The organism is Planotetraspora kaengkrachanensis (assembly GCF_016862895.1).
GTDB classification, from domain to species: Bacteria; Actinomycetota; Actinomycetes; order Streptosporangiales; family Streptosporangiaceae; genus Planotetraspora; species Planotetraspora kaengkrachanensis.
On the sequence record NZ_BONV01000015.1, the window covers coordinates 151974 to 174734 of the forward strand.

The 22761-nt window shown below is 71.7% G+C and carries 23 protein-coding genes; 9 read left to right on the top strand and 14 right to left on the bottom strand.

Annotation, left to right across the window (positions count from 1 at the left end; translation table 11 throughout):
- Positions 1-7: 7 nt before the first annotated feature.
- Complete coding sequence (locus Pka01_RS18845) at positions 8-529, bottom strand: DUF1707 and DUF4870 domain-containing protein (RefSeq protein WP_239115107.1); 522 nt, start codon at positions 527-529, stop codon at positions 8-10.
- Positions 530-753: 224 nt separating this feature from the next.
- Here Pka01_RS18845 and Pka01_RS18850 point away from each other — a divergent pair, with 224 nt between their 5' ends.
- Complete coding sequence (locus Pka01_RS18850; protein ID WP_203884106.1) at positions 754-1104, top strand: hypothetical protein; 351 nt, start codon at positions 754-756, stop codon at positions 1102-1104.
- Between the two features lie 66 nt (positions 1105-1170).
- Here Pka01_RS18850 and Pka01_RS18855 read toward each other — a convergent pair whose 3' ends face one another.
- On the bottom strand, positions 1171-2232 hold the full coding sequence (locus Pka01_RS18855) for a DUF4192 domain-containing protein (RefSeq protein ID WP_239115108.1): 1062 nt from the start codon (positions 2230-2232) through the stop codon (positions 1171-1173).
- A 163-nt stretch (positions 2233-2395) separates the two neighbouring features.
- On the opposite strand from Pka01_RS18855, the gene Pka01_RS18860 reads away from it, so the two are divergent.
- Positions 2396-3193: an SDR family oxidoreductase gene (locus Pka01_RS18860; RefSeq protein ID WP_203884107.1), complete on the top strand. Its 798-nt coding sequence runs from the start codon at positions 2396-2398 to the stop codon at positions 3191-3193.
- 27 nt (positions 3194-3220) lie between these two features.
- On the opposite strand, the gene Pka01_RS18865 is transcribed toward Pka01_RS18860, so the two are convergent.
- Together Pka01_RS18865 and Pka01_RS18870 are read right to left on the bottom strand one after the other, a co-directional pair.
- Positions 3221-3979, bottom strand: a complete 759-nt coding sequence (locus tag Pka01_RS18865; protein WP_239115109.1) for an EI24 domain-containing protein — start codon at positions 3977-3979, stop codon at positions 3221-3223.
- A gap of 10 nt (positions 3980-3989) precedes the next feature.
- Positions 3990-4577 (bottom strand): Maf family protein, encoded by a 588-nt coding sequence (locus tag Pka01_RS18870; protein WP_203884108.1) that lies wholly within the window; start codon positions 4575-4577, stop codon positions 3990-3992.
- 68 nt (positions 4578-4645) lie between these two features.
- Here Pka01_RS18870 and Pka01_RS18875 point away from each other — a divergent pair, with 68 nt between their 5' ends.
- Positions 4646-6511 carry a CASTOR/POLLUX-related putative ion channel gene (locus Pka01_RS18875; protein WP_203884109.1) on the top strand — a complete coding sequence of 622 codons (1866 nt, stop codon included), beginning with the start codon at positions 4646-4648 and terminating at the stop codon, positions 6509-6511.
- 83 nt (positions 6512-6594) lie between these two features.
- Here Pka01_RS18875 and Pka01_RS41275 read toward each other — a convergent pair whose 3' ends face one another.
- From Pka01_RS41275 to Pka01_RS18890, 3 genes are all read right to left on the bottom strand, one after another.
- Positions 6595-7392 (bottom strand): hypothetical protein, encoded by a 798-nt coding sequence (locus Pka01_RS41275; protein ID WP_275414479.1) that lies wholly within the window; start codon positions 7390-7392, stop codon positions 6595-6597.
- Between the two features lie 154 nt (positions 7393-7546).
- Positions 7547-8209 (bottom strand): peptidyl-tRNA hydrolase, encoded by a 663-nt coding sequence (locus Pka01_RS18885; protein WP_203884110.1) that lies wholly within the window; start codon positions 8207-8209, stop codon positions 7547-7549.
- A complete protein-coding gene (locus Pka01_RS18890) occupies positions 8206-9465 on the bottom strand; it encodes an MFS transporter (protein WP_203884111.1) in 1260 nt (419 codons plus the stop codon). The genes Pka01_RS18885 and Pka01_RS18890 overlap by 4 nt, the downstream gene beginning before the upstream one ends.
- Before the next feature lie 72 nt (positions 9466-9537).
- On the opposite strand from Pka01_RS18890, the gene Pka01_RS18895 reads away from it, so the two are divergent.
- Entirely contained in the window at positions 9538-10566 is a 1029-nt protein-coding gene (locus tag Pka01_RS18895; RefSeq protein WP_203884112.1) for a GlxA family transcriptional regulator, read from the top strand.
- 62 nt (positions 10567-10628) lie between these two features.
- Here the strand turns inward: Pka01_RS18895 and Pka01_RS18900 are convergent, their stop codons facing one another.
- Both Pka01_RS18900 and Pka01_RS18905 read right to left on the bottom strand, forming a co-directional pair.
- A complete protein-coding gene (locus Pka01_RS18900) occupies positions 10629-10844 on the bottom strand; it encodes a DUF6203 family protein (RefSeq protein ID WP_203884113.1) in 216 nt (71 codons plus the stop codon).
- A 40-nt stretch (positions 10845-10884) separates the two neighbouring features.
- Positions 10885-11343: a rhodanese-like domain-containing protein gene (locus Pka01_RS18905; protein ID WP_203884114.1), complete on the bottom strand. Its 459-nt coding sequence runs from the start codon at positions 11341-11343 to the stop codon at positions 10885-10887.
- Positions 11344-11444: 101 nt separating this feature from the next.
- On the opposite strand from Pka01_RS18905, the gene Pka01_RS18910 reads away from it, so the two are divergent.
- The gene (locus Pka01_RS18910; protein ID WP_203884115.1) at positions 11445-12467 is read left to right on the top strand and encodes a helix-turn-helix domain-containing protein; all 1023 of its coding nucleotides are present in this window, start codon (positions 11445-11447) and stop codon (positions 12465-12467) included.
- Here the strand turns inward: Pka01_RS18910 and Pka01_RS18915 are convergent.
- Positions 12438-13232, bottom strand: coding sequence for an SDR family oxidoreductase (locus Pka01_RS18915; RefSeq protein ID WP_203884116.1), 795 nt, complete (start codon positions 13230-13232; stop codon positions 12438-12440). The genes Pka01_RS18910 and Pka01_RS18915 overlap by 30 nt on opposite strands.
- A 157-nt stretch (positions 13233-13389) precedes the next feature.
- Positions 13390-14055 carry a class I SAM-dependent methyltransferase gene (locus Pka01_RS18920; RefSeq protein ID WP_203884117.1) on the bottom strand — a complete coding sequence of 222 codons (666 nt, stop codon included), beginning with the start codon at positions 14053-14055 and terminating at the stop codon, positions 13390-13392.
- Positions 14056-14282: 227 nt separating this feature from the next.
- Here Pka01_RS18920 and Pka01_RS18925 point away from each other — a divergent pair, with 227 nt between their 5' ends.
- Positions 14283-14729, top strand: a complete 447-nt coding sequence (locus Pka01_RS18925; RefSeq protein WP_203884118.1) for a low temperature requirement protein A — start codon at positions 14283-14285, stop codon at positions 14727-14729.
- Positions 14730-14772: 43 nt separating this feature from the next.
- Positions 14773-15852, top strand: a complete 1080-nt coding sequence (locus Pka01_RS40820) for a glycoside hydrolase family 75 protein (RefSeq protein WP_239115110.1) — start codon at positions 14773-14775, stop codon at positions 15850-15852.
- Positions 15853-15910: 58 nt separating this feature from the next.
- On the opposite strand, the gene Pka01_RS18935 is transcribed toward Pka01_RS40820, so the two are convergent.
- Complete coding sequence (locus tag Pka01_RS18935; RefSeq protein WP_203884119.1) at positions 15911-16387, bottom strand: anthrone oxygenase family protein; 477 nt, start codon at positions 16385-16387, stop codon at positions 15911-15913.
- A 185-nt stretch (positions 16388-16572) separates the two neighbouring features.
- Here Pka01_RS18935 and Pka01_RS18940 point away from each other — a divergent pair, with 185 nt between their 5' ends.
- Positions 16573-17508, top strand: coding sequence for an AraC family transcriptional regulator (locus tag Pka01_RS18940; protein ID WP_203884120.1), 936 nt, complete (start codon positions 16573-16575; stop codon positions 17506-17508).
- Positions 17509-17611: 103 nt separating this feature from the next.
- On the opposite strand, the gene Pka01_RS18945 is transcribed toward Pka01_RS18940, so the two are convergent.
- Both Pka01_RS18945 and Pka01_RS18950 read right to left on the bottom strand, forming a co-directional pair.
- Positions 17612-18058 carry a VOC family protein gene (locus Pka01_RS18945; protein WP_239115111.1) on the bottom strand — a complete coding sequence of 149 codons (447 nt, stop codon included), beginning with the start codon at positions 18056-18058 and terminating at the stop codon, positions 17612-17614.
- 148 nt (positions 18059-18206) lie between these two features.
- Positions 18207-20930, bottom strand: a complete 2724-nt coding sequence (locus tag Pka01_RS18950) for a helix-turn-helix transcriptional regulator (RefSeq protein ID WP_239115112.1) — start codon at positions 20928-20930, stop codon at positions 18207-18209.
- Between the two features lie 126 nt (positions 20931-21056).
- Between Pka01_RS18950 and Pka01_RS18955 the strand changes: the two genes are divergently transcribed.
- A complete protein-coding gene (locus Pka01_RS18955; protein WP_239115113.1) occupies positions 21057-22664 on the top strand; it encodes a tannase/feruloyl esterase family alpha/beta hydrolase in 1608 nt (535 codons plus the stop codon).
- The last annotated feature ends 97 nt before the right edge of the window (positions 22665-22761 follow it).

The following is a 22761-nucleotide window of genomic DNA, read 5'->3' on the forward strand; positions in this document are numbered from 1 at the left end:
GCGGGCGTCACTTCACCAGCCGGACCGTCAGCGGGTACCGGAAGCGGCCGTCCGCGAGGGCGGCGACCCCGCCGACGACGGACAGGACGAACGCCAGGATCCAGATGAACGGCAGCAGGATCACGCCGATCACCGTGATCGGCAGCAGCAGCGTCGCGCCCAGCACGGTGAGATGGAAGTTGAGCGCCTCAAGGGCGTGCCGCCTGATGTAGGGCGAGCTGCGGCCTCCCGCGAGCAGCATGATCAGGGGGCCGACGACGAACAGGCCGCAGAAGGTGAGCAGGTGGGCCGCGGCGCCGCCGACGCGTTCCCCCGCGTCCGGCACGGGCTCCTCTGTGGGGAACCGCGGCCCGGGGTCGAACTCCGCGCGGACGCCGTACAGGTCGTTCATGATCGGCAGGAGGTCGGCGTGGGTGCGGGCGGTCATCGCGAGATGGAGCCGCTCATCCATCTCGTCCTTGTCGAGCCTGCCTTCGGCGAAGGCCGCCTGGACATGCTCGACGACCCGCTCGCGGTCCTGGTTGGTCACCCTCAGCCCCGGGTGGGGCATCGGTGCCCGCCCCTGCCACGGTGGTGTCGCTGCCGCCGGCATCACACCATGCCTTCCCGTCGATGAAGTCACCCCGCCCTGTGCCGGGCCTGACTCCATCTTGCGCGGCGAATCGACGTCCGGTCCATCGGGGACTTCCCTTACCTGGCCCCGAGAAGTCCCTCTTAACACCAACGTGATAATCGGAACGGTATACAAGGCATATGAAATGGCGCGATCGCTACGGGATCCGGCGGCTCCGAGGCCCCCGGATCGCCAGGTTCGACCGTGAAGCCACGAACGACGACATCGAAGCACTCATCGAGTTCGCGAAGTCCCGCCGCGGGGTGGAGTTCTTCGTCGAACCGGAGACCTTCGCGACCGACACCACCGCGGTCGCCGTGGCCCACGACGGGGAGTGGACACGCCGCCGCGTCGGCTCACCCGCCGTCATCAGGAAGGTCGCCAGAGATCTGGCCCTCCCCGTCTACGACGTCCAGCTCACCGGTTACCCGGCGCGGATGCGCGCGTACAACGAGCGGCGCCGCCAGGCCGAGAGCGGTGAGCACGCCTGACCGCACGCCCCTGTCCCCCACCGTGCCCCCGCCCCGTGCCCCCGCCCCGTGCCCCCGTGAACCGCCTCAGCCCGCCCGCGCGGACGGCTCGTCGGACAGCCATGTGACGAGAGGGGCGAGCCAGCAGCCCCTGGGCGGCCCCATCTCGGCCGCCAGTTCGTCCGGCGTGGGCATCCGGTCCAGCAGGGACGCGGGCGACAGCATGTGGATCAACGCGTCCCTGAGGAGATGGGCCATCGAGTAGGCGCCGTCCGCCTCCAGGGCGCGCTCGACCGCCATGCCCGCCAGCGCGCAGTCGCCCGACCGCCAGGCCGCCGCGGCCAGCAGCGAGGCGGCGGGCGCGGCGTAGCGGGGGTCGAGCCGCCGGGTCAGGTCCTTCCACAGGGCCAGATGGGCGCCGGCGTCGTCGAGCAGGGCCCACGCCTCGTCGCGTACGCGGATGATCGAGAGGTCGAACCCGAGGCGCGCCGCGGCTCGATCGTCGAGGCGGCCGCCTGAGCCGTAGAGGTCGATCGCGGCACGGACCCTCGCTACTCCCCCCGCGACGAACTCCGCCGCGATCGCGTCGTCCGGTTGCCCCTGCCGGGCCAGCCGGGCCCGCAACTCCCCCGCCACGGCCCGCGAGACCTCCCGCATCGCCGCCGCGGCGCTCGGCTCGACGCTCCTGCGCAGGCTGCCCCGGTCGGGCAGCGCGACGAGCCCGTGCACGACCGCCTCGGCCGCCACCGGGCTGGACACCGGGTCGTACGGCAGGCCCTCGTCGGGGCAGCACACGATGGTCGGGCACGTGTAGGACCAGTAGCGCCCGTCCTCCGCGCGCAGCGCCTCGGTCACCCGGACGCCGGCGGCCTCGAGCAGCCGGCCGGCCTCCAGCACGGCGGAGTCCACGACCGGCTCGGGGCCGTATCCGGCGAGGACGGCCATGGTGACCCCCTCCCGCACGAACAGCGGCGCGAGACGGTCGAGGTCGCCGGGCCCGGCGGGCAGGTCCCACCGCGTGCTCAGCGCGAGCGACGGCCCGGTGAAGCCGATCACGACGAGGCTGTCGGCGGGGTGGAACCCGACGAGATAGGGGACGACGGCGAGGATGTCCGCCGGACTGGAGAGCACGAGCTTCGGGGTGGTCATGGCCGTGAGCATCGCCGAGACGCGCGCGCCGACCAGGAGCTTAACGCTGTTCTGTGGAGGAGCGCGGTTGTCCACAGCGCCGCCCCCTCGAGGCTGAAGGAGGGTGCCGCACGGCCACCGTCTCGGAGGGAGGTTCCACCTCACAGGGGGAACGCTCGCCGTCATGGAACTGCGGGGAAGACACGTGGTGGTGACTGGCGGGGGCAGCGGCATCGGCCGGGCACTGGTGGAGCGTTTCGCCAGTGACGCCGCGGGCGTCGTCGTCGTCGATCGCGACGGCGCCGCGGCCGCCGAGGTCGCCGCGTCGGTCGGCGGCCTGGCGATCACGGCCGACGTGGGCCGGGAACGGGAGATCCGCCGAGTGATCACGGAGGCGGAGGAGGCTTACGGGCCCGTCGACCTGTTCTGTTCCAACGCCGGCCAGGCCCACCCCCTCGGCGGACTGGACACAGACGACGAGGGCTGGACCCGACAGTGGAACGTGCACGTCATGGCGCATCTGTGGGCGGCCCGTGCGCTCGTCCCCGCCATGGTCAGGCGGGGTGGCGGGTATCTGCTCAGCACGATCTCGGCGGTGGGCCTGCTGATGGTCCCCGGGGCTCTGCCGTACACCGTGACCAAGCACGCCGCGCTGGCCCTGGCCGAGCAGCTGGCCGTGCTCTACCGGGGATCGGGAGTGCGTTTCTCCTGCCTGTGCCCGGCCCTGGTGGAGACGCCGCTGATCGAGGGGGTGGGCGACGGGGCGGTCGGCCGGTTCCTGCGTCTCAACGGCCCGCCCATGGACCCGGCGGAGGTCGCGGACATCGTCGTCGAGGGCCTGCGGGAGGAGCGCTTCCTGATCTTCACCCACCCGGAGACGGCGCCGGCCGTACGCCTGCGGGCGGCCGATCCCGAGAGGTACCTGGACGCGGTCGCGGCGATCTGGGCGGCGGCCGGCGAAACCGAGGGGCCGCCCGTGTGATCCCGGGCGGTACCCCGCCCGGCACGATCAGGAAGCGGCCAGCCGTCCCCTGACCATCATCGCGGCCCCCGCCACGGCCCCCGGCATCGCGACGACGACGACCAGCGGCACCAGGAAGGCCAGGAAGACGGGGACGCCGAAGCCCAGCGACATGGCCAGGTTCGAGCGCAGGAGGGCGAAGCGCTCCTTGCGCGCGATGCCCCGCCGTTCCATGGCGAGGGCCGTCAGCTCCACCGTCAGAAAGAACCCGGAGATGATCGCGCCGAGGACCGGGACGACCGTCTGCCCGACGACCGGCACGAAACCCAGCGCGAACAGGGGGATGGTGAACATCAGGACGTAGACCAGCGTGACGATGCTGTCGCGGATCGACCGGAAGAAGGTCCGCCAGAAGGGCAGGTCGACTCCACCGGGAAGGCCGCCGAGGTCCTCCTCCACCTTCTCCGACAACTTCTCGTAGAAGGGTTCACCGATCGCCAGCGCGACCGCCGTGAAGGTCACCACCGCGAGCGCCAGGCCGCCCACGAAGATCATGATGCCGACGAGGACGCGAAAGAGGTCCCGCCAGCCCCAGTCGTCGGCGAACGGCGTGATCCACTCCGCCACGTCGGTGGCGTGGGTGCCCAGCCAGATCAGCGCGAGAACGTAGAGCACCAACGCGATCAGCGCCGGGATCACCCCGAACAGCCACCACCGTGGATGCCTGGCGACCCAGCCGACTCCCCTGAACGCGAAGCCGATGCCGTCGGCGAAACCGCCGACCTGTCGCCGTCCCATGCCGCTCATGCCCGGCAGGCTAGCGCCACAGGCTCGTGACAGACACGCCCAATTCCCCGAAAAGGCGGCGCAGCAACGGAAGTGAGATGCCGAGGACGTTCCCGTGGTCGCCGTCGATCCCCTCGATGAACCAGCCGCCCAGCCCGTCGAGGGTGAATGCGCCGGCGACGCGCAGCGGCTCCCCGCTGGCCGCGTAGGCGGCGATCTCCTCGTCGGTCGGCGTTCCGAACCGGACGACCGTCGCACCGACCTCGGAGATCGCGCGGCCGGTCGCGACGTCGATGACGCAGTGACCGGTCAGCAGTCGGCCCTGCCCGCCCCGCATCGCCCGCCATCTGTCGATCGCCTCCTGCGGCGACCCCGGCTTGCCGTACGCGACGCCGTCGAACTCGAGCACCGAGTCGCAGCCGATGACGATCCCGTCCGTCAGGGATCCGGCCACCACGGCCGCCTTGGCCTCGGCGAGAGCACGGCAGAGCCGCTCCGGCGATTCGGCCGTTATCGCCTCCTCGTCGACCCCGCTGACGATCACTTTCGGGTCGAGGCCGGCCCCGCGCAGCACGCCGAGACGGGCGGGGGAGGCAGAGGCCAGAACGAGCTCAGTCACACCACCAGAGCCTAGCGGCCCCTACTATGAGTCGATCAATGATCGTATTTGTCCGGAGGTGCTGTCCTTTGTCGAGGGCGACTGTCAGGGAACGCCTGAGGTACTGGTTCGACAACACCATGGCGAAGGGCACCGGCGCCCTCATCGGCTGGCTGGCCCTCGTCTCGGGCGCCTTGATCCTGGCCGTCAGCGCGCTGACGCTGTGGCTGACGCCGAACGAGGTGGACGCCCACAAGGGATGGGCCGGCGTGCTGTGGATGACGCTGATGCGCGCCCTGAGCCCCGGCAAGATCGCCAGTGACACCGGGACCGCGCCGTTCCTCGGCCTGATGCTGGCCGCGTCGCTCGGCGGCATCTTCATCGTCAGCACCCTCGTCGGTGTGCTCTCCACCGGACTCAAGGGCAAGATCGAGGAGTTGCGCAAGGGCCGCTCGAGGATCATCGAGAGCGGCCACACCGTGATCCTCGGCTGGTCCGAGCAGGTCTTCACGATCGTCTCGGAACTCGTGAAGGCGCACGCCAGCCAGCGGGGGTCGGTCATCGCGATCCTCGCGGACGTGGACAAGCCCGCGATGGAGGACGCCATCCGCTCGCGGGTCGGCGACACCGGCAGGACCCGCCTGGTCTGCCGCACCGGGCGGCCGACCGAGCCGACCGACCTGGATCTGATGAACCTGGACTCCGCGCGCTCCGTCGTGGTCCTGTCCCCGCAGGGCGAGGAGCCGGACGCGCACGTCATCAAGACGCTGCTCGCGCTGGCCAAGCGCGCCGGCGACCACCCGCCGGTGGTGGCCGCCATCACCACCTCCCGCAACATGGCGGCCGCCCGCCTCGCCGGCGGCCCCGGGGTCCACCTCGTCGACTCCGACGACACCATCTCCCGGCTGATCGTGCAGTCGTCCCGGCAGTCCGGCATGTCGGTGGTGTGCATGGACCTGCTCAACTTCGACGGCGGGGAGATCTACTTACGCTCCGACCCCGCGCTCGCGGGCATGCCGTACGGGCGAACGCTGGGCGCCTACGCGTCCGCGACCGTCATCGGCCTGCGCGGCTCCGACGGCGTCATGCTCAACCCGCCGATGGACACCGTGCTCGGCACCTCCGACCAGATCATCGTGATCGCCCAGGACGACTCCCTCATCCGGCTGGCGGGCGACGCCGGCGTGATCGACGAGGACCACGTCCGCGACCACGAGCACACGCGGCCCGGCCCCGGGCGGACGCTCCTGCTCGGCTGGAACGGCCGGGCGTCCCAGATCGTGCGCTACCTCGACGGCTACGTCCCCGCCGGCTCGGTCCTCGACGTCGCGAGCGACCATCCCTCGGCCGGCGACGGGCTGGTGGGCCTGCGCAACCTCACGGTCAGCGTCAAGGAGTGCGACTCCACCGACAGGTACGCCCTGGAGTCGCTGGGAGTCGGGCTCTACCAGCACGTGATCGTGTTGTCGGACGACCGGTACACGCCGCACCACGCCGACACCCGCACGCTGATGACGCTGCTGCAGCTCCGCGACATGCAGGCGACCCTGGGCGAGCGGTACTCGATCGTGAGCGAGATGCACGACGAGAACAACCGGGCGCTGGCGGAGGTGACCGAGGCCGACGACATCGTGATCAGTGACACGGTCATCGGCCTGCTGCTCGCGCAGCTCGCGGAGAGCCCGCACCTGAGCGAGGTGTTCGGCTATCTCTTCGACTCCCGGGGGTCGGAGATCTATCCGCGGCCGGCGGGCGCCTACGTCGACGAGGGCACGCCCGTCGCCTTCCCCACCGTGCTCGAGGCGGCCCGCAGAAGGGGCGAGACCGCGATCGGCTACCGCCTGGCCGCCGGAGCGGGTGAGGCGCCCCACTTCGGCGTCGTCCTCAACCCGGACAGGTCAGGGCCCGTGACGTTCGGGCCCGGCGACTCGGTGATCGTGCTGGCGGAGCGTTAGACCCTCGCGAACCGTGGAGACCTTCGCGGGAAAACGGAGACCCTCGCGAACCGCAGGAATCTCGCTGAAACGCGTGACCGGGATCAAGGAATCTTGATCCCGGTCACCACACTGTTGATGTCCCGCCAGGCCTTCTTCTGCGTGTCGGGGATCACGGCGTACACCAGGGCGGGCTTCCTGTTCGGAACGTCGACGACGACGACCGCCGCCGACGAGGTCCGCTTCTTGCCCTTGACCTTGTAGTGCGCGTTGAAGCCGAGCACGAGGGCGTCCCGCTTGGCGATCGTGACCTCGTCCATCGCCGTCCAGGACAGCGTGGTGCCCTTCGGCTGGTACTTCAGCGTCCACCGGGCGGCCAGCAGGGCGGTGTCGCGCATCTCCTCCTGCTCGGGCACGGGCAGCGGGAGGGAGATCACCATGCCGTGGACCGGGGACCCCTTCACCAGGGGGAGGTCCTGCCGCGTGCCGAAGGCCTTGGTCTTCACGGGCCGCCAGACCTTGGTGAACCGCGGAATCGAGACGCCGGCCCGGCGGTCCTTGAGCACCCCGCGCCTGGGCGCGGGCTTGCCGGGCAGCCTGCCCAGCCTCTTCTCACCGTCGGGCAGCGGCTCAAGCCGGGAGTCGGCGAATGCCGCCGCCAGCGCCGCGGGGACCGTCGGCGTGGGAGTGGGCGTCGGGGTTGGCGTCGGAGTCGGAGTCGGGCTCGCCGTGGCCATCAGGGGCGAGGGCACGGCGGCCGCCGCGCGGGGGGCCTCCGATCCGGTCCTGCCGAGGATCACGACGGTCGCCACGGTGCCGACCCCCACGACCGCGGCGGTTCCGGCGATGAGACGGTAGATGACCCGCATCGGAAGATCGCCGAGACCCCTGCGGGCGTTCACCGGGACCGGTGGAGCCAGCGGAACCGTGATCTTCGGAAGGGGGGTCGTCTCCGCCTCGGCCGCTACGTAAGTGGGAACAGCTTTCGTCCCATAGTCCCCAGGTGCCACGGATCGGAGCGTACGGCATATCCCGGTCGCTCGTGTCCGATCCCGATCACACTTCGAAAACGCCCAGGCGCAGCCAGGGCGCCTCGGCGACCACCGTCGCCGAGCCCGGTTCGATCTCCGTGAAACCGGCGTCCCTGACGACCGGCAGACCACTGCCGACCAGCGCGGACCACCGGTCCGGGCTCGCGGTCCGCACCGCCGTCGCGAAGCCCCGGTCCCGCCACTCTGCGCGCGCCGGCTCGTCGGACCCCCACCACGCGAGCTGCGCGCCGTGCCCCGCCTGGGCCATGGCCTTACCCGCGGTCATGTCGAGGTGGGGGTTGACCCAGAGCACCGCCCCGCCGGTCGCGGACGGCGGCGGGGCGGTGTCCGCGAGGTCGGTGCCGGAGACCTGCAGCCGCGACAGGTCCTTGGGCCAGTCGTCCAGCGGCACCGGCGGGTGGACGCGGACCTCGGCCGTCCGCACCGTGACGGTGATGCCGGGCAGTTCGAGCACCCGCCGCCACTCCGCGCCGCGCGCCCGCCTGACCACCTTCCTGATCCGGTGGTCCTCCCATTCGCTGATGGCCTCGTCCCAGGCCGGCCTCTGGTCCTGGAGGGGGTCGAGCAGGCTCAGCACGGCCGTGGCGGCGGCCTCGAGCGCGTCGGTGCGCTCCGGCGGAGCGGCGCGCTCGATCCTGACCACGAGGGGAAGTACACGTTCGGTCACCCGACCAGGATCGCAGCCTTCCGGTTCTGCTCCGCCCCGGAGACCACGCGGAACGACATCAGCGCGGCGAACATGCACAGGACGCCCGCGCCGTACCAGGCGAGGTCGTAGTTTCCGAGATGGTCGCGGGTGACGCCCGCCACGCTCGCCGCGATCGCCGCACCGATCTGGTGCGACGCGAACACCCAGCCGAAGACCACCGACCCCTCCGCGCCGAAGATCTTCCGGCACAGGGCCACGGTCGGCGGCACGGTCGCCACCCAGTCGAGGCCGTAGAAGACGATGAAGACGAGCATGCTGGGCTGGGTCGTCGCGGCGAACAGCTGGGGCAGGATCAGGAGGGACAGGCCGCGCAGCGCGTAGTAGACGGTGAGGAGGATGCGCGAGTCCACCCGGTCGCTCAGCCAGCCGGACAGGACGGTTCCCGCGATGTCGAAGACGCCGATGACCGCGAGCAGCGAGGCTGCGGCCGTCTCCCCCATGCCGTGGTCGTGCGCCGCCGGGATGAAGTGGGTGCCCACCAGCCCGTTCGTGCTCGCCCCACAGATCGCGAACCCGCCGACCAGATACCAGAAGCGCCTGTGCCGCGCCGCCTGGCCGAGCACGCGGAACGCCCGGGCGGCCGCTCCCCCGCCGGCGGTCCGTACGGCCGGCTCGGTGGCGCCCAGCGCGGTCAGGCCGATCTCCTCCGGGGTGTCGCGGAGCAGGAACCACACGAGCGGGACGACGGCGAGGGCGGCGGCCGCCACGGTCAGCGACGCGGTCCGCCAGCCCTGCATCTCGGCCAGGTGCGCGAGCACCGGGAGGAACAGGAGCTGGCCCGTCGCGCCACCGGCCGTCAGCACCCCGGTGACGAGGCCGCGATGCCGGACGAACCACCGGTCGGTGAGCGTCGCCGCGAAGACGAGCGCCATCGACCCCGTGCCCGCCCCGACGAGCACTCCCCACAGGGCGACGAGCTGCCAGCTCGCGGTCATGAAGACGGTGAGGGCGCTGCCCGCCGTGACCAGCAGCAGGGCGCAGGTCACCACCCGCCGCATGCCGAACCGGTCCATCAGGGCCGCCGCGAAGGGCGCGAACAGGCCGTAGAACATCAGGTTGACCGAGACCGCGAGCGAGATCGTGCCCCTCGTCCACCCGAACTCGTCCTGCAGCGGGGTGATCAGCACTCCGGGGGTCGCCCGGAATCCCGCGGCTCCGATGATGGCGACGAAGGCGACGGCGGCCACTAGCCAGGCGCGATGCAACGATCTCATGAGCCCACATCCTGAACGGAGCGGCGGGCACCGGCCAGTGGCCGGAAGGCCAAGATGTGAAAGAATCCGGCCATGCATCGCATCGCCATGGTGGTCCTGGACGATTTCGCGACGCTCGACGTCGGCATCCCCGGCCAGGTGTTCTGGGCCGCCCTCGACCCCGACCGGCTCTACGAGATCGTCACCTGCACACCGGACGGCCTGCCCGTGCGGACCTCGGCGGCGGGGTACGCCCTGACGCCCGACCACGATCTCAGCGTGCTGAAGACCGCCGACACGGTGCTGGTCCCGGGCATCCACGGGGGCTCCGCACTGACCGACGGCACGATCGACCCGTCCCTGCGGACGGCGTTGCGGGAGGCCGCCCAGCACAGCCGGCTCATCTCCATCTGCACCGGCGCGTTCGTCCTCGCCGCCGCCGGTCTGCTCGACGGCCGCCCGGCGACGACGCACTGGCGCAACGCCGACCGGTTCCGCGAGTTGTTCCCCCGTGTACGGCTCAGGCCCGACGTGCTGTTCGTCGACGACGGGGACATCCTGACCTCGGCGGGCGTCTCCGCCGGGATCGACCTGTGCCTGCACGTGATCCGGCGCGACCACGGCAGCAAGGTCGCCAACCGCACGGCCAAGCGCTGCGTGACGGCACCGTTCAGGGAAGGCGGCCAGGCGCAGTACATCGACCGGCCGCTGCCCGATCCCCTCGACACGAGCACGGCGTCCACCCGCACCTGGATGCAGGAGAACCTGCACGACCCACTCGACCTGACCGTCCTGGCGGCCCACGCCCGCATGAGCGTCCGGACGTTCACCCGGCGGTTCCGCGAGGAGACGGGCCTGAGCCCGGCGAGGTGGCTGGCCCGGCTGCGGGTGGAGCACGCGCGCCACCTGCTGGAGACGACCGACCTGTCCGTCGACGTGATCGCCCGCCAGGCCGGGTTCGGCACGGCCGTCTCGTTGCGGCAGCACCTCCACACGGCCGTCGGCGTGTCCCCTCTGGCCTACCGCCAGGCGTTCCGCACGCCGGCCGCCGATCCCGCCGTCATCCGCGCGGCCGTCGCGACCGGGGTCGCCGACGGCGCGGCCCTTCCGCGGCCGGCGTGATCACCTGGCCGGCGTCTCATGGATGACCGCTCCGGACCGGGGCACCCGGCCGGAGCGCCTGGTCAGCCGACCCGCGCCCGGCGGCGGGTCCGGCCGGTCGGTCCCTGCCATGTGTGGGGTCCACGCGGCTCCCGCCCCGGCTCGCGCAGCTCCGGGGGCCGTCCCTCACGGTCGGCGCGCCTCTTGCGGACGATCCACCAGCCGATGCCGAGCAGGATGAGCCCCAGAGGCGTGCGGGCCAGCCAGCGGGTGACGAGGAGCTGAAAAATCCGCTTCATACCCGTTCGACTACCCGTGGCCTGTCCTTTCATGTGGCCGTCAGCAGTCACACGTGATGGACCCGACGGGAGCGGTCAGCGGGTCGACCGGCCGGCGTTCCACGCCGTCGTCGGTCTCGACGGGAAAGCCCTCCCGTGTCCAGTACTCGAAGCCGCCGATCATCTCCTTGACCGCGTAGCCGAGCCTGGCGAACTCCAGCGCGGCCCGGGTCGCACCGTTGCAGCCGGGCCCCCAGCAGTACGTCACCACGGTGACGTGACGAGGGATCATCGAGGCGGCCCTGTCCGCGATCTCGCTCGTGGGCAGGTGCACGGCGCCCCTGATCCTGCCCTGCCGCCAGCTCTCGTCGCCGCGGGAGTCCACGACCACGATGCCGGGCTCGCCGGCGGCCAGGTCGGCGTGGACGTCGGACGCGTCCGTCTCATATGACAGCCGCCCGGAGAAGTGGGCGATCGCGGCGGCGCCGTCGGCCGCGGGGGTGCTCGTGACGAAGGACATCGTCCGCCTCCAGATCTCGGTTCGTTCCTGGGAGCAAGGCTGCCGGGCGGAGGCCGTCTCCGAGGAGTGGCACGAATGCCCTATATCGCTAATATCCAGCCATGCTCGAACGCCGCGGCACCCGTACCGTCTCGGTCCTGGCCTTCGACGGCATGAGCCCCTTCGAGCTGGGATGCGTGGTCGAACTGTTCGGCCTGCCCCGGCCGGAATTGGGCGTCCCGTGGTACGACCTCCAGGTCTGCGCCGAGTCCGCCGGGCCGCTCAAGGCCGTCGGCGGCTTCACCGTTCAGGCGGCCCACGACCTGGAGGATTTCGCGGCGGCCAGGACGGTCATCGTCCCGGGCGTACCCGACGTCCGGGGCGCGGTCTCCCCCGCGCTGGTCGCGGCGCTGCGGGCGGCCCACGACCGGGGGGCCAGGGTCGTCTCGATCTGCTCGGGGGCCTTCGCCCTCGCGGCGGCGGGCCTGCTCGACGGCAGGGAGGCGACGACCCACTGGAAGTACGCCGCGATCCTGCAGCAACGGTTCCCCGAGGTCAGGGTGAACCCCGGCGTGCTCTACGTGGACGGCGGAGACGTCCTCACCAGCGCGGGCAGCGCCGCGGGGATCGACCTGCTGATCCACCTGGTCAGGCTCGACCACGGCCCGAGCGTGGCCAACGCCGTGGCCCGGCGGCTGGTCGTGCCGCCCCACCGCGAGGGCGGTCAGGCCCAGTTCATCGAGGCCGCCGTCACCCCCGTGGACGACGACGACGCCGTCGGACGGGCGATGGAGTGGGCTCTGGCCCATCTCAGCGAGCCGATCACGGTAGCCGTGCTCGCCGGGGTCGCGCGGATGTCGCCGCGCAGCTTCGTCCGCCATTTCAACCGGCGGACCGGGACGAGCCCGCTCCGCTGGGTCGTCGCGCAGCGGATCACGGCCAGCCTGCCCCTGCTGGAGACCACGGCGGTGCCGGTCGAGGAGGTGGGCGCCGCCGTCGGCTTCGAGAGCCCGGTGACGTTCCGCCACCATTTCGCCCGTGCCATGCGGACGTCCCCCTCGGCGTACCGGCGGACGTTCGGGGCGGTTCTCCGCCGGGACACGGCGCCCGCCGGCTCAGCGGGCGAGCGACTCCACGAAACGTGACATCCCGCTGAGCCAGCGGTCGGGGTCGCCGGCCTTCATCTGGAAGAAGCCGGCCACCTCCGGATGGGGCAGGATGTAGAACCGCTCCGCGTCCAGGCCCTCGACCACGTGGCCCGCGACCTCCTCGGGTTCGAGCACGGCTCCGGAGGAGATGACGGCACGGGCCGTGAGGTTCTCGTCCTCGAGGTCCTCCCGCATCATCCCGGTGCGCACTCCCTGAGGGCACAGCACGCTGACCCCGATGCCCCTGGCCCGGTAGTGGATCGCCACCCACTCGGCGAAGGAGATCGCCGCCGCCTTGCTCACGGCGTACGGCGCGTCGCCGGGGCAGTTCACCAGGCCCGCGGCCGAGCAGGTGTTGAGCAGGTATCCGCCGCCGCGCTCGACCATGGCGGGAAGAACCGCGCGGGCGGCGTAGACGTGGGCGAGGGTGTTGACCGCGAGGGTGCGCGACCACTCCTCGTCCGTCGCCTCCTCCACGCCGTGGCCGGTGATGATCCCGGCGTTGGAGCAGAACAGGGCGATCGGGCCGAGGGAACGCTCGGCGGTGTCGACGATCGCCCGGACGTCGTCCTCGACGCTCACGTCCGCCCGGACGGCCCTCGCGCGATCGCCGATCCGTTCCGCGACGGCGGCCGCGCCCGCCTCGTCCAGGTCGGCCACGAGGATCCCGGCCGCCCCTTCCTCGGCGAACCGCAACGCCATGGCGCGGCCGATCCCGCTCGCCGCACCGGTCACGACGACCACCTTGTCCTGAACTCGCATGCGACCCCTCCGAACCGACCAGTCGGTATCGGAACCTACGCGCCCGTCGCGGCGGCCGTCAACGCGGCCTGCAGTACGGGATCGGCGGGGAGAACCACACGGTCCTGCCCGTCGAAGACGTCAGCGCGGCCCACGCCGAGTTCACCGGTGAGGCCGCTCAGAGCTGCTCGCGCCGGCAGTTGAAGAACAGCTGGATCTCCGGTGGGGCCTGGGTGGTCGCCGGGGCGTACGAGATGTGGTTCTCGGTCAGGACGGTGAAGCCGGCGTCCTCGACCGCCGCTCGCAACTCGTCGCGCAGATAGCCGGTCACCCGCACCGGCGCCCCGAGGAACTGGAAGGGAACGTCGTCGAGGTCGATCTCCACCATGCTCAGCGAGAACAGCCCGCCGGGCGCGAGCGCCGAGTAGATCTTGCCGAGGGCCTCGGTGATGCCCGCGCGGGGCAACATCAGCAGCGAGAAGAACGCGGTCACCGCGTCGAAGGCGCCGAGTGAGCCGTCCAGCTCGAGCACGTCGAGCTCCAGGAACGTGCCCTCGGGGACGTTCTCCCGCGCGATCTCGAGCATGACCGGGGAGATGTCGATGCCGGTCACCTCGCAACCGGCCTGTGCGAACTGCTGCGCGCTGGGCGCTCCGGTTCCGCAGCCCACATCGAGGACGCGCGAGCCGGGCTTGAGCTGCTTGATCAACCATTCCCCAGCGGCGACTTGTCCCTCTTTATGGGGAAATGCGTCGTCGTAGCGGACACCGATGCGGTTGAACGCCTCCGCCTGCAGTGCGCGGTACTCCTGCCGGGCGCTACCCGAACCAGATTCGATTGTCATCTACGCCACCAATGGTGCTCATCCGACTCCTGCTTCTCCTGAATAGAGGGTGGCCACTATTCGAGTCAAGCCATTTCACCATAAATTCAGCATTATCCCAGTTCTGCGAGGTCAAGGCGGGTTGTCAAATTGCGCCTCCCACGCGAATGCCGTCATTAGACGGCTAAAAGCCTTAACGTAGAGATAACTCCCATCTACTTCCGTTTCGTACGGAATATCCCCAACGTGTGGTCCGTGACGACGGACTCGGGCCTGCTGCGCTCGCCCGCTCGGCCCACACCTTCCTCCACCCGCCCATGGTCGCGGGCATCGTCGCGTCCGCGGTCGGCGACGAGTTGGTCATCAGCCATCCGGGCGAGGCCCGCGTGGAGGTCGCCCTGACCGCGTCGAGCGGACCGGTGCTCTTCCTCGCCGGTCACGCCCTGTTCAAGCGCGTGCTCTGGGGGCACCTCCCCGCGTCCCATCTCGCCGGGGTCGCGGCCCTGATCGCCCTCATGCCCGCCGAGTTCGTGGCGCTCGCTGTGGCCGCCGCCGCGGTGACGGTCGTCGTCGCCGTCGCGAGCTGGGAGTCGCTCCGCCGCGGGCCGCGCGCCTCGCTCGGAATTACCCGACAAGCCAGATTTTTTCCACCTTTCTCGGGACTTGACCAAATCCTGACTCTCGATCTACCGTAGCCGCCAATTGTTAGTAAGCCTTCCTAACTTCTGGAGGTGAGGGATGCGAAGGACCCCCCGCTTCGCATCAGCGCTGGTGATGCTGGGTCTCGTGGCGGCCGGCCTGTTCGCCGGAGGCTCCGCGAACGCGGCGACCAACCGGTTGGAGGCGGAGAACGCCGTCGTCTCCCAGGGCGTGGTCGAGGCGAACCACGCCGGCTACTCCGGCAGCGGATTCGTCAACGGCGACAACGTCTCGGGCAGCTACACCGAATGGACCGTGACCGCGGCGGCCGCCGGCAGCTCGACCCTGGCGATCCGCTACTCCAACGGACCGAGCACGACCCGGACCGCGAACATCGCGGTCAACGGCACCGTCGTCTCGGCCAACCGCGCGTTCAACAGCACCGGCAACTGGGACACCTGGGCGACCGTCTCGATCACCACGAACCTCAACGCGGGCGCCAACAAGGTGCGGATCACCGCCGCGAACGCGGACGGCAACCCGAACTTCGACTACATCGACGCCACCACACCCGGCGGGGGCGGCGGCACCGTCACCGCCGACCAGTTGCTGGCCAAGGTGACGTCGTGCTCGCAGATCTCCAGCGGCAAGTACAAGACCGACGAGGACGTCAGCACGGCGACGGTCCCGGTGTGCCAGAAGACCGGCGCGGTGTTCTGGAAGGCCGACATGGACATCGACTGCGACGGCGTCCGCACCACCCAGTGCAACGAGGACACCGACTGCTGCTTCTACCCCGACACCGCCTGCCACACGACGGGCGACTCCCCCCTCAACTCCGCGGCCCTGCCGTACGTCGTGGTGCCGAGCTCGAGCAGCATCTGGAACTACACGTCGAAGGGCATCGGTTGCGGCACGGTGGTCGCCGTCATCTACAACGGCAAGATCGAGTACGCGGTGGTCGGCGACACCGGACCCACGCAGATCATCGGTGAGGCGTCCCACAAGGCGGCCTCCGACCTGGGCATCGACCCCGACCCCAGCACCGGCGGCACCGACGGGCCGGTGACGTACGTCGTCTTCACCGGCTCGGGCACCAAGGTCTCGGCCGTCGAGAACCACCAGCAGGCCGTCACCCTCGGCCAGCAACTCGCCCAGCAGTTCGTCTCCGCCAACTGAACGCGTGATGTGCCCGCCCCGGCGCCGCGGGGCGGGCACGTCACGTTCCCTCCGGCGGTCACACCATGAGGGCCCAGATCATGAAGGCGAAGGCGGCGAGGTGGACGAAGGTGCGGGCGACGTTCCAGCGCACCCACCTGCGCTCGAACCGCTGCCGCGCCAGGGCGTGCTCGGCCGCCGGGGCCGCCTCGTCGACCTTGTCGAGCGCGTTGTTGAGCGGGATGTTGACGGAGAACGTGAGCACGAGGGCCAGCGCGTACGTCACGAACGCCGCCACCAGCGGGGGCGTCTGCGGCTCACCGAGATGGAGGAGCGCCGCCGCCAGGGTCAGCAGGGCCGACCCGCCGAAGGCCAGAAGGAACAGGCCGTTCTGGATGGCGATGTTGATCCTGCGCATCGCCACCACGAAGGTCCGGTCGTCGGACGCGGCCAGGCCGGGCATCACCGAGACCGAGTACGCGTAGAACAGCCCTGCCATCAGCCCCGTCGTCATCGTGGCCGCGAACAGGACCACCGTGCGCAGCGACTCGCTCATGACGTCTCCCCCTCGCCCGGCGTGGCCGCCCCGGGGGCGTGGCCGGCGAAGTCGCGGATCGCGGTGGCCGCACCGGTCGCCCTCTTGTCTCCGTTTCCTGTCATGGCTCCAGTGAAGTCCGCCCGGGCGATCCCCGCCATCGCTGAGAATCCCGATGGCATGTCCGAGTGTCTAGACTCGGGCGCATGGACGCGTTCGCCGGCCTCCTCGACGGGCCGAGAGCCCGCGGAGCGTTCCTGATCCGCTCCATCCTCGACCCTCCCTGGTCTCTTCGCGTCGAGGACCGCGCGCCGCTCACACTCGTCGCCATGGTGCGGGGCGAGGCCTGGGTCGCCCCCGACCGGGGCGAGACCGTGCGGCTCGGCCCGGGGCAGATCGCGCTCATGCGCGGCCCCGACCCCTACACCGTCTCCGACGACCCGTCCACGCCGGTCCAGGCGGTGGTCCGGCCGGGCGGCTGCACCACGACCCCGGCGGGCGAGGACCTGTGCGACGCGATGAACCAGGGGGTCCGCACCTGGGGCAACGCCCTGGACGGCGCCGCGGTGATGCTGACGGGCACCTACCAGGCGGGCGGCGAGATCGGCGGACGACTGCTGTCGGCCCTGCCCCCGTCGCTCGCCCTCTCCGCGGGATCCGCGGGCGCATCGATCCTGCCGCTGCTCTGCGACGAGATCGTCAAGGACGAGCCCGGTCAGGAGGTCGTCCTCGACCGGCTGCTCGACCTCCTCCTGGTCGCCGTCCTGCGGGCGTGGTTCGCCCGGCCGGAGGCGAACGCCCCCGCCTGGTACCGGGCCCAGGGCGATCCGGTGGTGGGCACCGCCCTGCGGCTGCTCCACGACAACCCGGCGCATCCCTGGACGGTCGCATCACTGGCGGCGAGGACAGGCGTCTCGCGTGCCGCCCTCGCCCGGAGGTTCACCGAGATGGTCGGCCAGCCGCCCATGTCCTATCTGACGAGCCGGCGCATCGCCCTGGCCGCGGACCTGCTGCGCGACTCCGACGCCACGGTCGGCGCGGTGGCCAGGCAGGTCGGCTACGGCAGCCCGTTCGCGCTCAGCACCGCGTTCAAGCGCGTCCACGGGGTCAGTCCGCAGGAACACCGCTCGGCGCGCGCCTGACCGGCATGTGCCGGGGAGACCCCACGCCTCCCCGGCCCCCGGTTCCCCGCCCGCGCTTCCCCTGCCCGTGGTTCGGCTGCCGCGCCTGTCCGGTTCCGGCGGCTCAGCGGCCGGGGATGCGCTCGGTGACCTCCTGCAGCACGAAGCCGTTCCCGTCGGGATCGCTGAACGAGGCGAACGAGCCGTACGAGCGCCGGTCGGGCTGCGGGCCCGGCACCCGCTTCTCCGTCTCCGCGTGGTGGAAGACGCCGCCCTCGTCGTGGAAGATCTCGCTCACCTCGACGCCGCGGCCGACCAGATCCGCCCTGGCCGCTTCGATGTCCGCCACGATGAGGTGCACGTTCTCCACAGACCCCGGCCGGGCCGTACCGACGCCCGTGCCGACCACGATCGAGCACTGGGAGCCAGGCGGCGTGAAGTGCACGACCCGGAAGTCGTCGCCGCTCGCATAGTCGACGTCCTCCCGGAAACCGATCCGCCTGTAGAACTCCTTGGCCCGGTCGACGTCCGCGACGGGCAGGACGATCACCTCGAGCTTGTACTCCACCATGTCCGCTCCTCAGCGATACCGGATGCCGGTCGGCATCCCGGCATCCACGATCGCCGCCGGAGCGTCGCCTCGCCCCAGGGAGACTCCCTGGGATCACCCCCGGGGGGTCACCGGCCCCTGGTCACCGCCCTTGGCCAGCGGTCCTTGGTCACCGGCCGCGCAACGCCGCGGCGAGCTCGCGGCGTGACCCGATGCCCAGCTTGATGAAGACCTTGCGCAGATGCCACTCGACCGTTCGCGGGCTGAGGAACAGCACGGCGCCGATCTCGGGATTGGTCCGGCCGGACACCGCCAGGCGGGCGATCTGCGCCTCCTGGGAGGTGAGTTCCTCGCGCGCTCCCAGGGTCCGCTGGCGGACGGTCTCGCCGGTGGCGGCCAACTCCCGGCCGGCCCGTTCCGCGAAGCCCTCCGCGCCCATGGTGGTGAACGCGTCGTGGGCGGTGCGCAACTGGACCCGGGCGTCGCCGCGGCGGTTCTCACGGCGCAGCCACTCGCCGTAAAGCAGGTGAGCCCGGGCCAGGGACAGCCGGATCCGCGTCGCCGACAGCCGCTCCACGGCCTCGCGGTAGCTCTCCTCCGCCTGCCCGGGCGGACCGGCCAGCGCGTCGGCGAGTGCCTGTACGCCACGCGCCCAGTCCGTCCCGGCGGCCGCGGTCCGCGCCGCGAGCCGCTCGCGCGCCTGCGACGCGACCGCCTGCTCGCCGCTGCGCACCGCCGCCTCCACCAGCTCGCCGAGCGCCCAGTTGCAGACGGCCAGGTCCTCGTACTCGGCGGCCTGCCCGGCGGCCTCAAGCGCGGCCGGATAGCGGCCGAGCCCGTTGAACAGCGCCGCCCTGGCATAGCCGGTCATGCCGAGCAGCCGGCCCTCACCACGTGCGTCGGCGTCCTTGACCGCGGCCTCGATCAGCTCCAGCGCGGGGAGTTCCCTGCCGGTGTGGGCGGCCAGGGCGAGCGAGGCGGACGGATGCACGCCCAGGCCGGTGGCCCGGCCCAGGGCGTCGACCTCGTCGAGCAGATCCGACGCGTCCGCGAACCGGCCCTCGAACAGCAGCGCGCCCGCGCGGAGGACGAGCGCGGTGGACAGCAGCGACAGGGCCCCGGTGGCGCGGGCGAAGCCGATCGCCTGCTCGGCGAGGCGATGCCAGGCCTCGTCCCGCCACACCTCGTGCGCGACGGGGCCGGCCAGCCACAGCAGGCCCGGATCCTCGTCCGTCGTGAGCGCGTCAAGCGCCCGGCACAGCAGCGGCGCTGCCTGCGCGTACCCGTCCAGGCTCCACGCCGTGAGACCGGCGAGCAGGAGACCGGCCGGGTCCTCCCCCGTGGGGACGGCCCGGGCGGCCTCCGCCGCCCGGCGCAGGTCGTCTCCGCCGAGCCGGCCCGCGTGCACGGCCGCGCCCAGCGCCGACAGATAGGTCCCCCGGGCTGCGGCGAGGTCCATCGTCTCGAGCCGGCGGGCTGCCGCGAGCAGCGGAGGGACGGCCGCGCGGCCGGGGTTGAGCACGAACGCGACCTGGGCGCGCAGCCGCTCCAGGTCCGCACGCCGCAACGGGTCGAGCGGGCCCAGCTCGGCGGCGGCCAGCAGGTCAGGCACCAGCGCCGGGGCGCCGGCCGCCAAGTGGGCGCGCGCGGCGGCCAGCGCCAGCGCCGCCCGCCGGCCCGGGTCCGCGGTCAGCTCGGTCGCGCGCTCGAGGAAGGACGCCGCCGCCGCCCGTCCGCCGCGGGCCAGCGCCCGGTCGGCCGAGCGTTCCAGCTCGCTCGCGACCTCCTCGTCAGGCCCGACCGTGGCGTGCGCCCGGTGCCAGGCGCGCCGGTCGGGATCCCGCCCCGGGTCGGTCACCTCGGCCAGCGCGCGGTGCACCTCGCGCAACTCGGCCGCGTCGGCCGACCGCCACGCGGCCGAGCGCGCCAGCGGGTGCCGGAACCGGACCCGGGCGCCGAGCTCGACCAGTCCGGCCGCCTCCGCGGGCGCGACGGCGCCCGGGCTGACGCCAAGCCGCTCGAGCGCGCGCCACAGCAGGGTCACGTCGCCGACCGGCTCGACGGCGGCGGTGAGGAGCAGACGGCGCGTGTCCGCGGGCAGCGCCGCGATGCGCCGCTGGAAGCTCTCCTCGACGCGGCTCACGAGAGGCGTCGCGCTCCGCGCGCCGAACCCGAACGCCAGCTCCGCGGGGGTGAGGTCGTGGGGCAGCTCGAGCAGGGCCAGTGGGTTGCCGCGCGTCTCGGCGACGATTCGATCGCGTACGCGCGCATCGACGGGACCGGTGAGCACGGAGTCGAGCAGCGCCCGCGCGTCCGCGTCGGGCAGTCCGTCGACGCGCAGTTCCGGCAGGCCGCTGAGCACCTGCTCGTCTCCCGGGCTGCGCGAGGCGAAGACCAGTGCGACCGACTCGGCGTCGAGCCTGCGGGCCACGAATGTGAGGATCACCTCGGACATCCGGTCGACCCACTGCACGTCGTCCACCACGCAGACGAGCGGCTGCTCCGACGCGGCCTCGGCGAACAGGCCGAGCACGGCCAGTCCGACGAGCAGGCCCTCCGGCGGGTCGCCGGGCGTCAGCCCGAAGGCGGTGGCGAGCGCGACCCGCTGCGGCTCGGGCAACCGCTCCAACCGGTCGAGCAGCGGCGCGCAGAGTTGCTGCAGCGCCGAGTAGGCGATCTCGGACTCCGGCTCGACCCCGGCCGTGCGGGTCACCCGGCCGGCCGGCGCACGCTCGATCAGATAGTCGAGCAGAGCGGTCTTTCCGGCGCCCGGCTCCCCACGCAGAACCAGCACGTGGCTCCGGCCGTCGTGGACGTCGCGCAGCAGGCGGTCGATCGTGTCCCGCTCGCGTTGCCGGCCGCGCAGTTCGAACCCCCTGGCGTTACTCGGCACCTCACCCTCCCCCCGGCAGGACGCTACACCCGCCCGCGGCGGCGACCCGGACCCGGGACGCCGGGGAGCGACCCCCGTGTGCCTCCCTGGGGCGAAGCCGGCACCATCCACGTGAAAGTGGCCGGCATGAAACGTCTGATCATGCTGATGGTCGCGGCGATCGTTCCCCTGTCGGCGGCGCTGGCGCCGACAGGGGCCGACGCGGCCGTCCACCACGGCGGCGACGCCGCCTCGACCGTCTGCTCCACGCTCCCCGTCTCCGCTCCGCCCGGCGCCAAGATCGAGTCGGTGACGGCGGCCGCCCATGCCGGGGGCACCGTCACGTTCCCCGATGCGCCTCCGCTGCCCACTCCGGCGCCGATCACCGACGTCCCGGCCTGGTGCGACATCACGGTCACGCTCACCCATCCTGGCGCGAACGACCACGTCAATGTCAAGATCTCGCTGCCCCGGGACCCGCACAAGTGGACCGGGCGGTTCCAGGCCACCGGCGGCAGCGCGTATCTGGCCGGCGACTTCGGCGCCCCGCTCGTCACCGCGGTCAAGGCCGGTTATGTGGCGGCGGCCACCGACGCCGGTGTCGGCAGTTCGCCGATCGACGTGAGCGGGTGGGCGCTGGCCCCCGACGGCGAGGTCAACACGCCGCTGCTCAAGGACTTCGCCTCACGGTCGCTGCACGACATGGCGGTCGTCGGCAAGGACGTGGCGTTGAAGTTCTACGGCAGCCCGGTTCGGTACGCGTACTGGAACGGCTGCTCGACCGGCGGCCGTCAGGGATTCGCTGAGGCGCAGGACCATCCGGGCGACTTCCAGGGCATCCTGGCCGACGCTCCGGCGACCGACTGGGACCGGTTCGCGGTCGCCACGCTCTGGTCGCAGGTGGTCTTCAACGAGGAGAAGACCTACCCGACGCAGTGCGAACTCGAGGCGTTCAACACCGCCGCGGTCAAGGCCTGCGACGACCTCGACGGCGTCAAGGACGGCATCATCGACGACCCGGCGTCCTGCCACTGGGACGCGCGGCGCCTGGTCGGCGTCAAGGTCCTCTGCGAAGGCAAGGAGATCACCATCACCGCAGCCGACGCCGAGGTGGTCGACAAGATCTGGGCGGGGCCGGTCTCACCGGACGGGGAAAAGCTCTGGTACGGCCCGAACAAGGGCGCGAGCTTCGGCTACCTGGCCCAGGTCGGAGTGCCCTTCTTCGTCGCGGACAACTGGGTGAAGTACTTCGTGGAGAAGGACCCGCGGTTCGACACGACCACGCTGACCTACCGGAGTTTCGCCCAGATCTTCCGGCGGTCCCAGCGGGACTTCAACGACGTGATCGGCACCGGCGACCCGAACCTGTCCGCGTTCCGCAAGGCCGGCGGCAAGCTGCTGAGCTGGCACGGCCAGGCTGACGAACTGGTCCCCACCCAGGGCAGCGTCGACTACCGCGAGCGCGTCGACAGGCTCATGGGCGGCGACAAGAAGGTCGACGACTTCTACCGGCTCTTCCTGCTCCCCGGCGTGACCCACTGCGGCGGCGGCCCCGGCCCGCAGCCGACCGACGCGCTGGGCGCGCTGGTGCAGTGGGTGGAGAAGGGCCAGGCCCCGGCCACCCTGGCCGCGGCGACCACCGGAGCCGACGGCAGGCCCGTCACCCGCGACGTGTGCCGGTACCCGCAGGTGGCCCGGTACACCGGGCACGGCGACCCGGCGGCGGCCTCCAGCTACCGCTGCGTGACCACCTGAGCCACCTGATCCATTTCGCTTGACGACGGCGGTCCCGGACGAGATCGGGACCGCCGTCCCTGCCGTGCCGGCGTGCTCCTGCCGGCGTGCCCCTGCC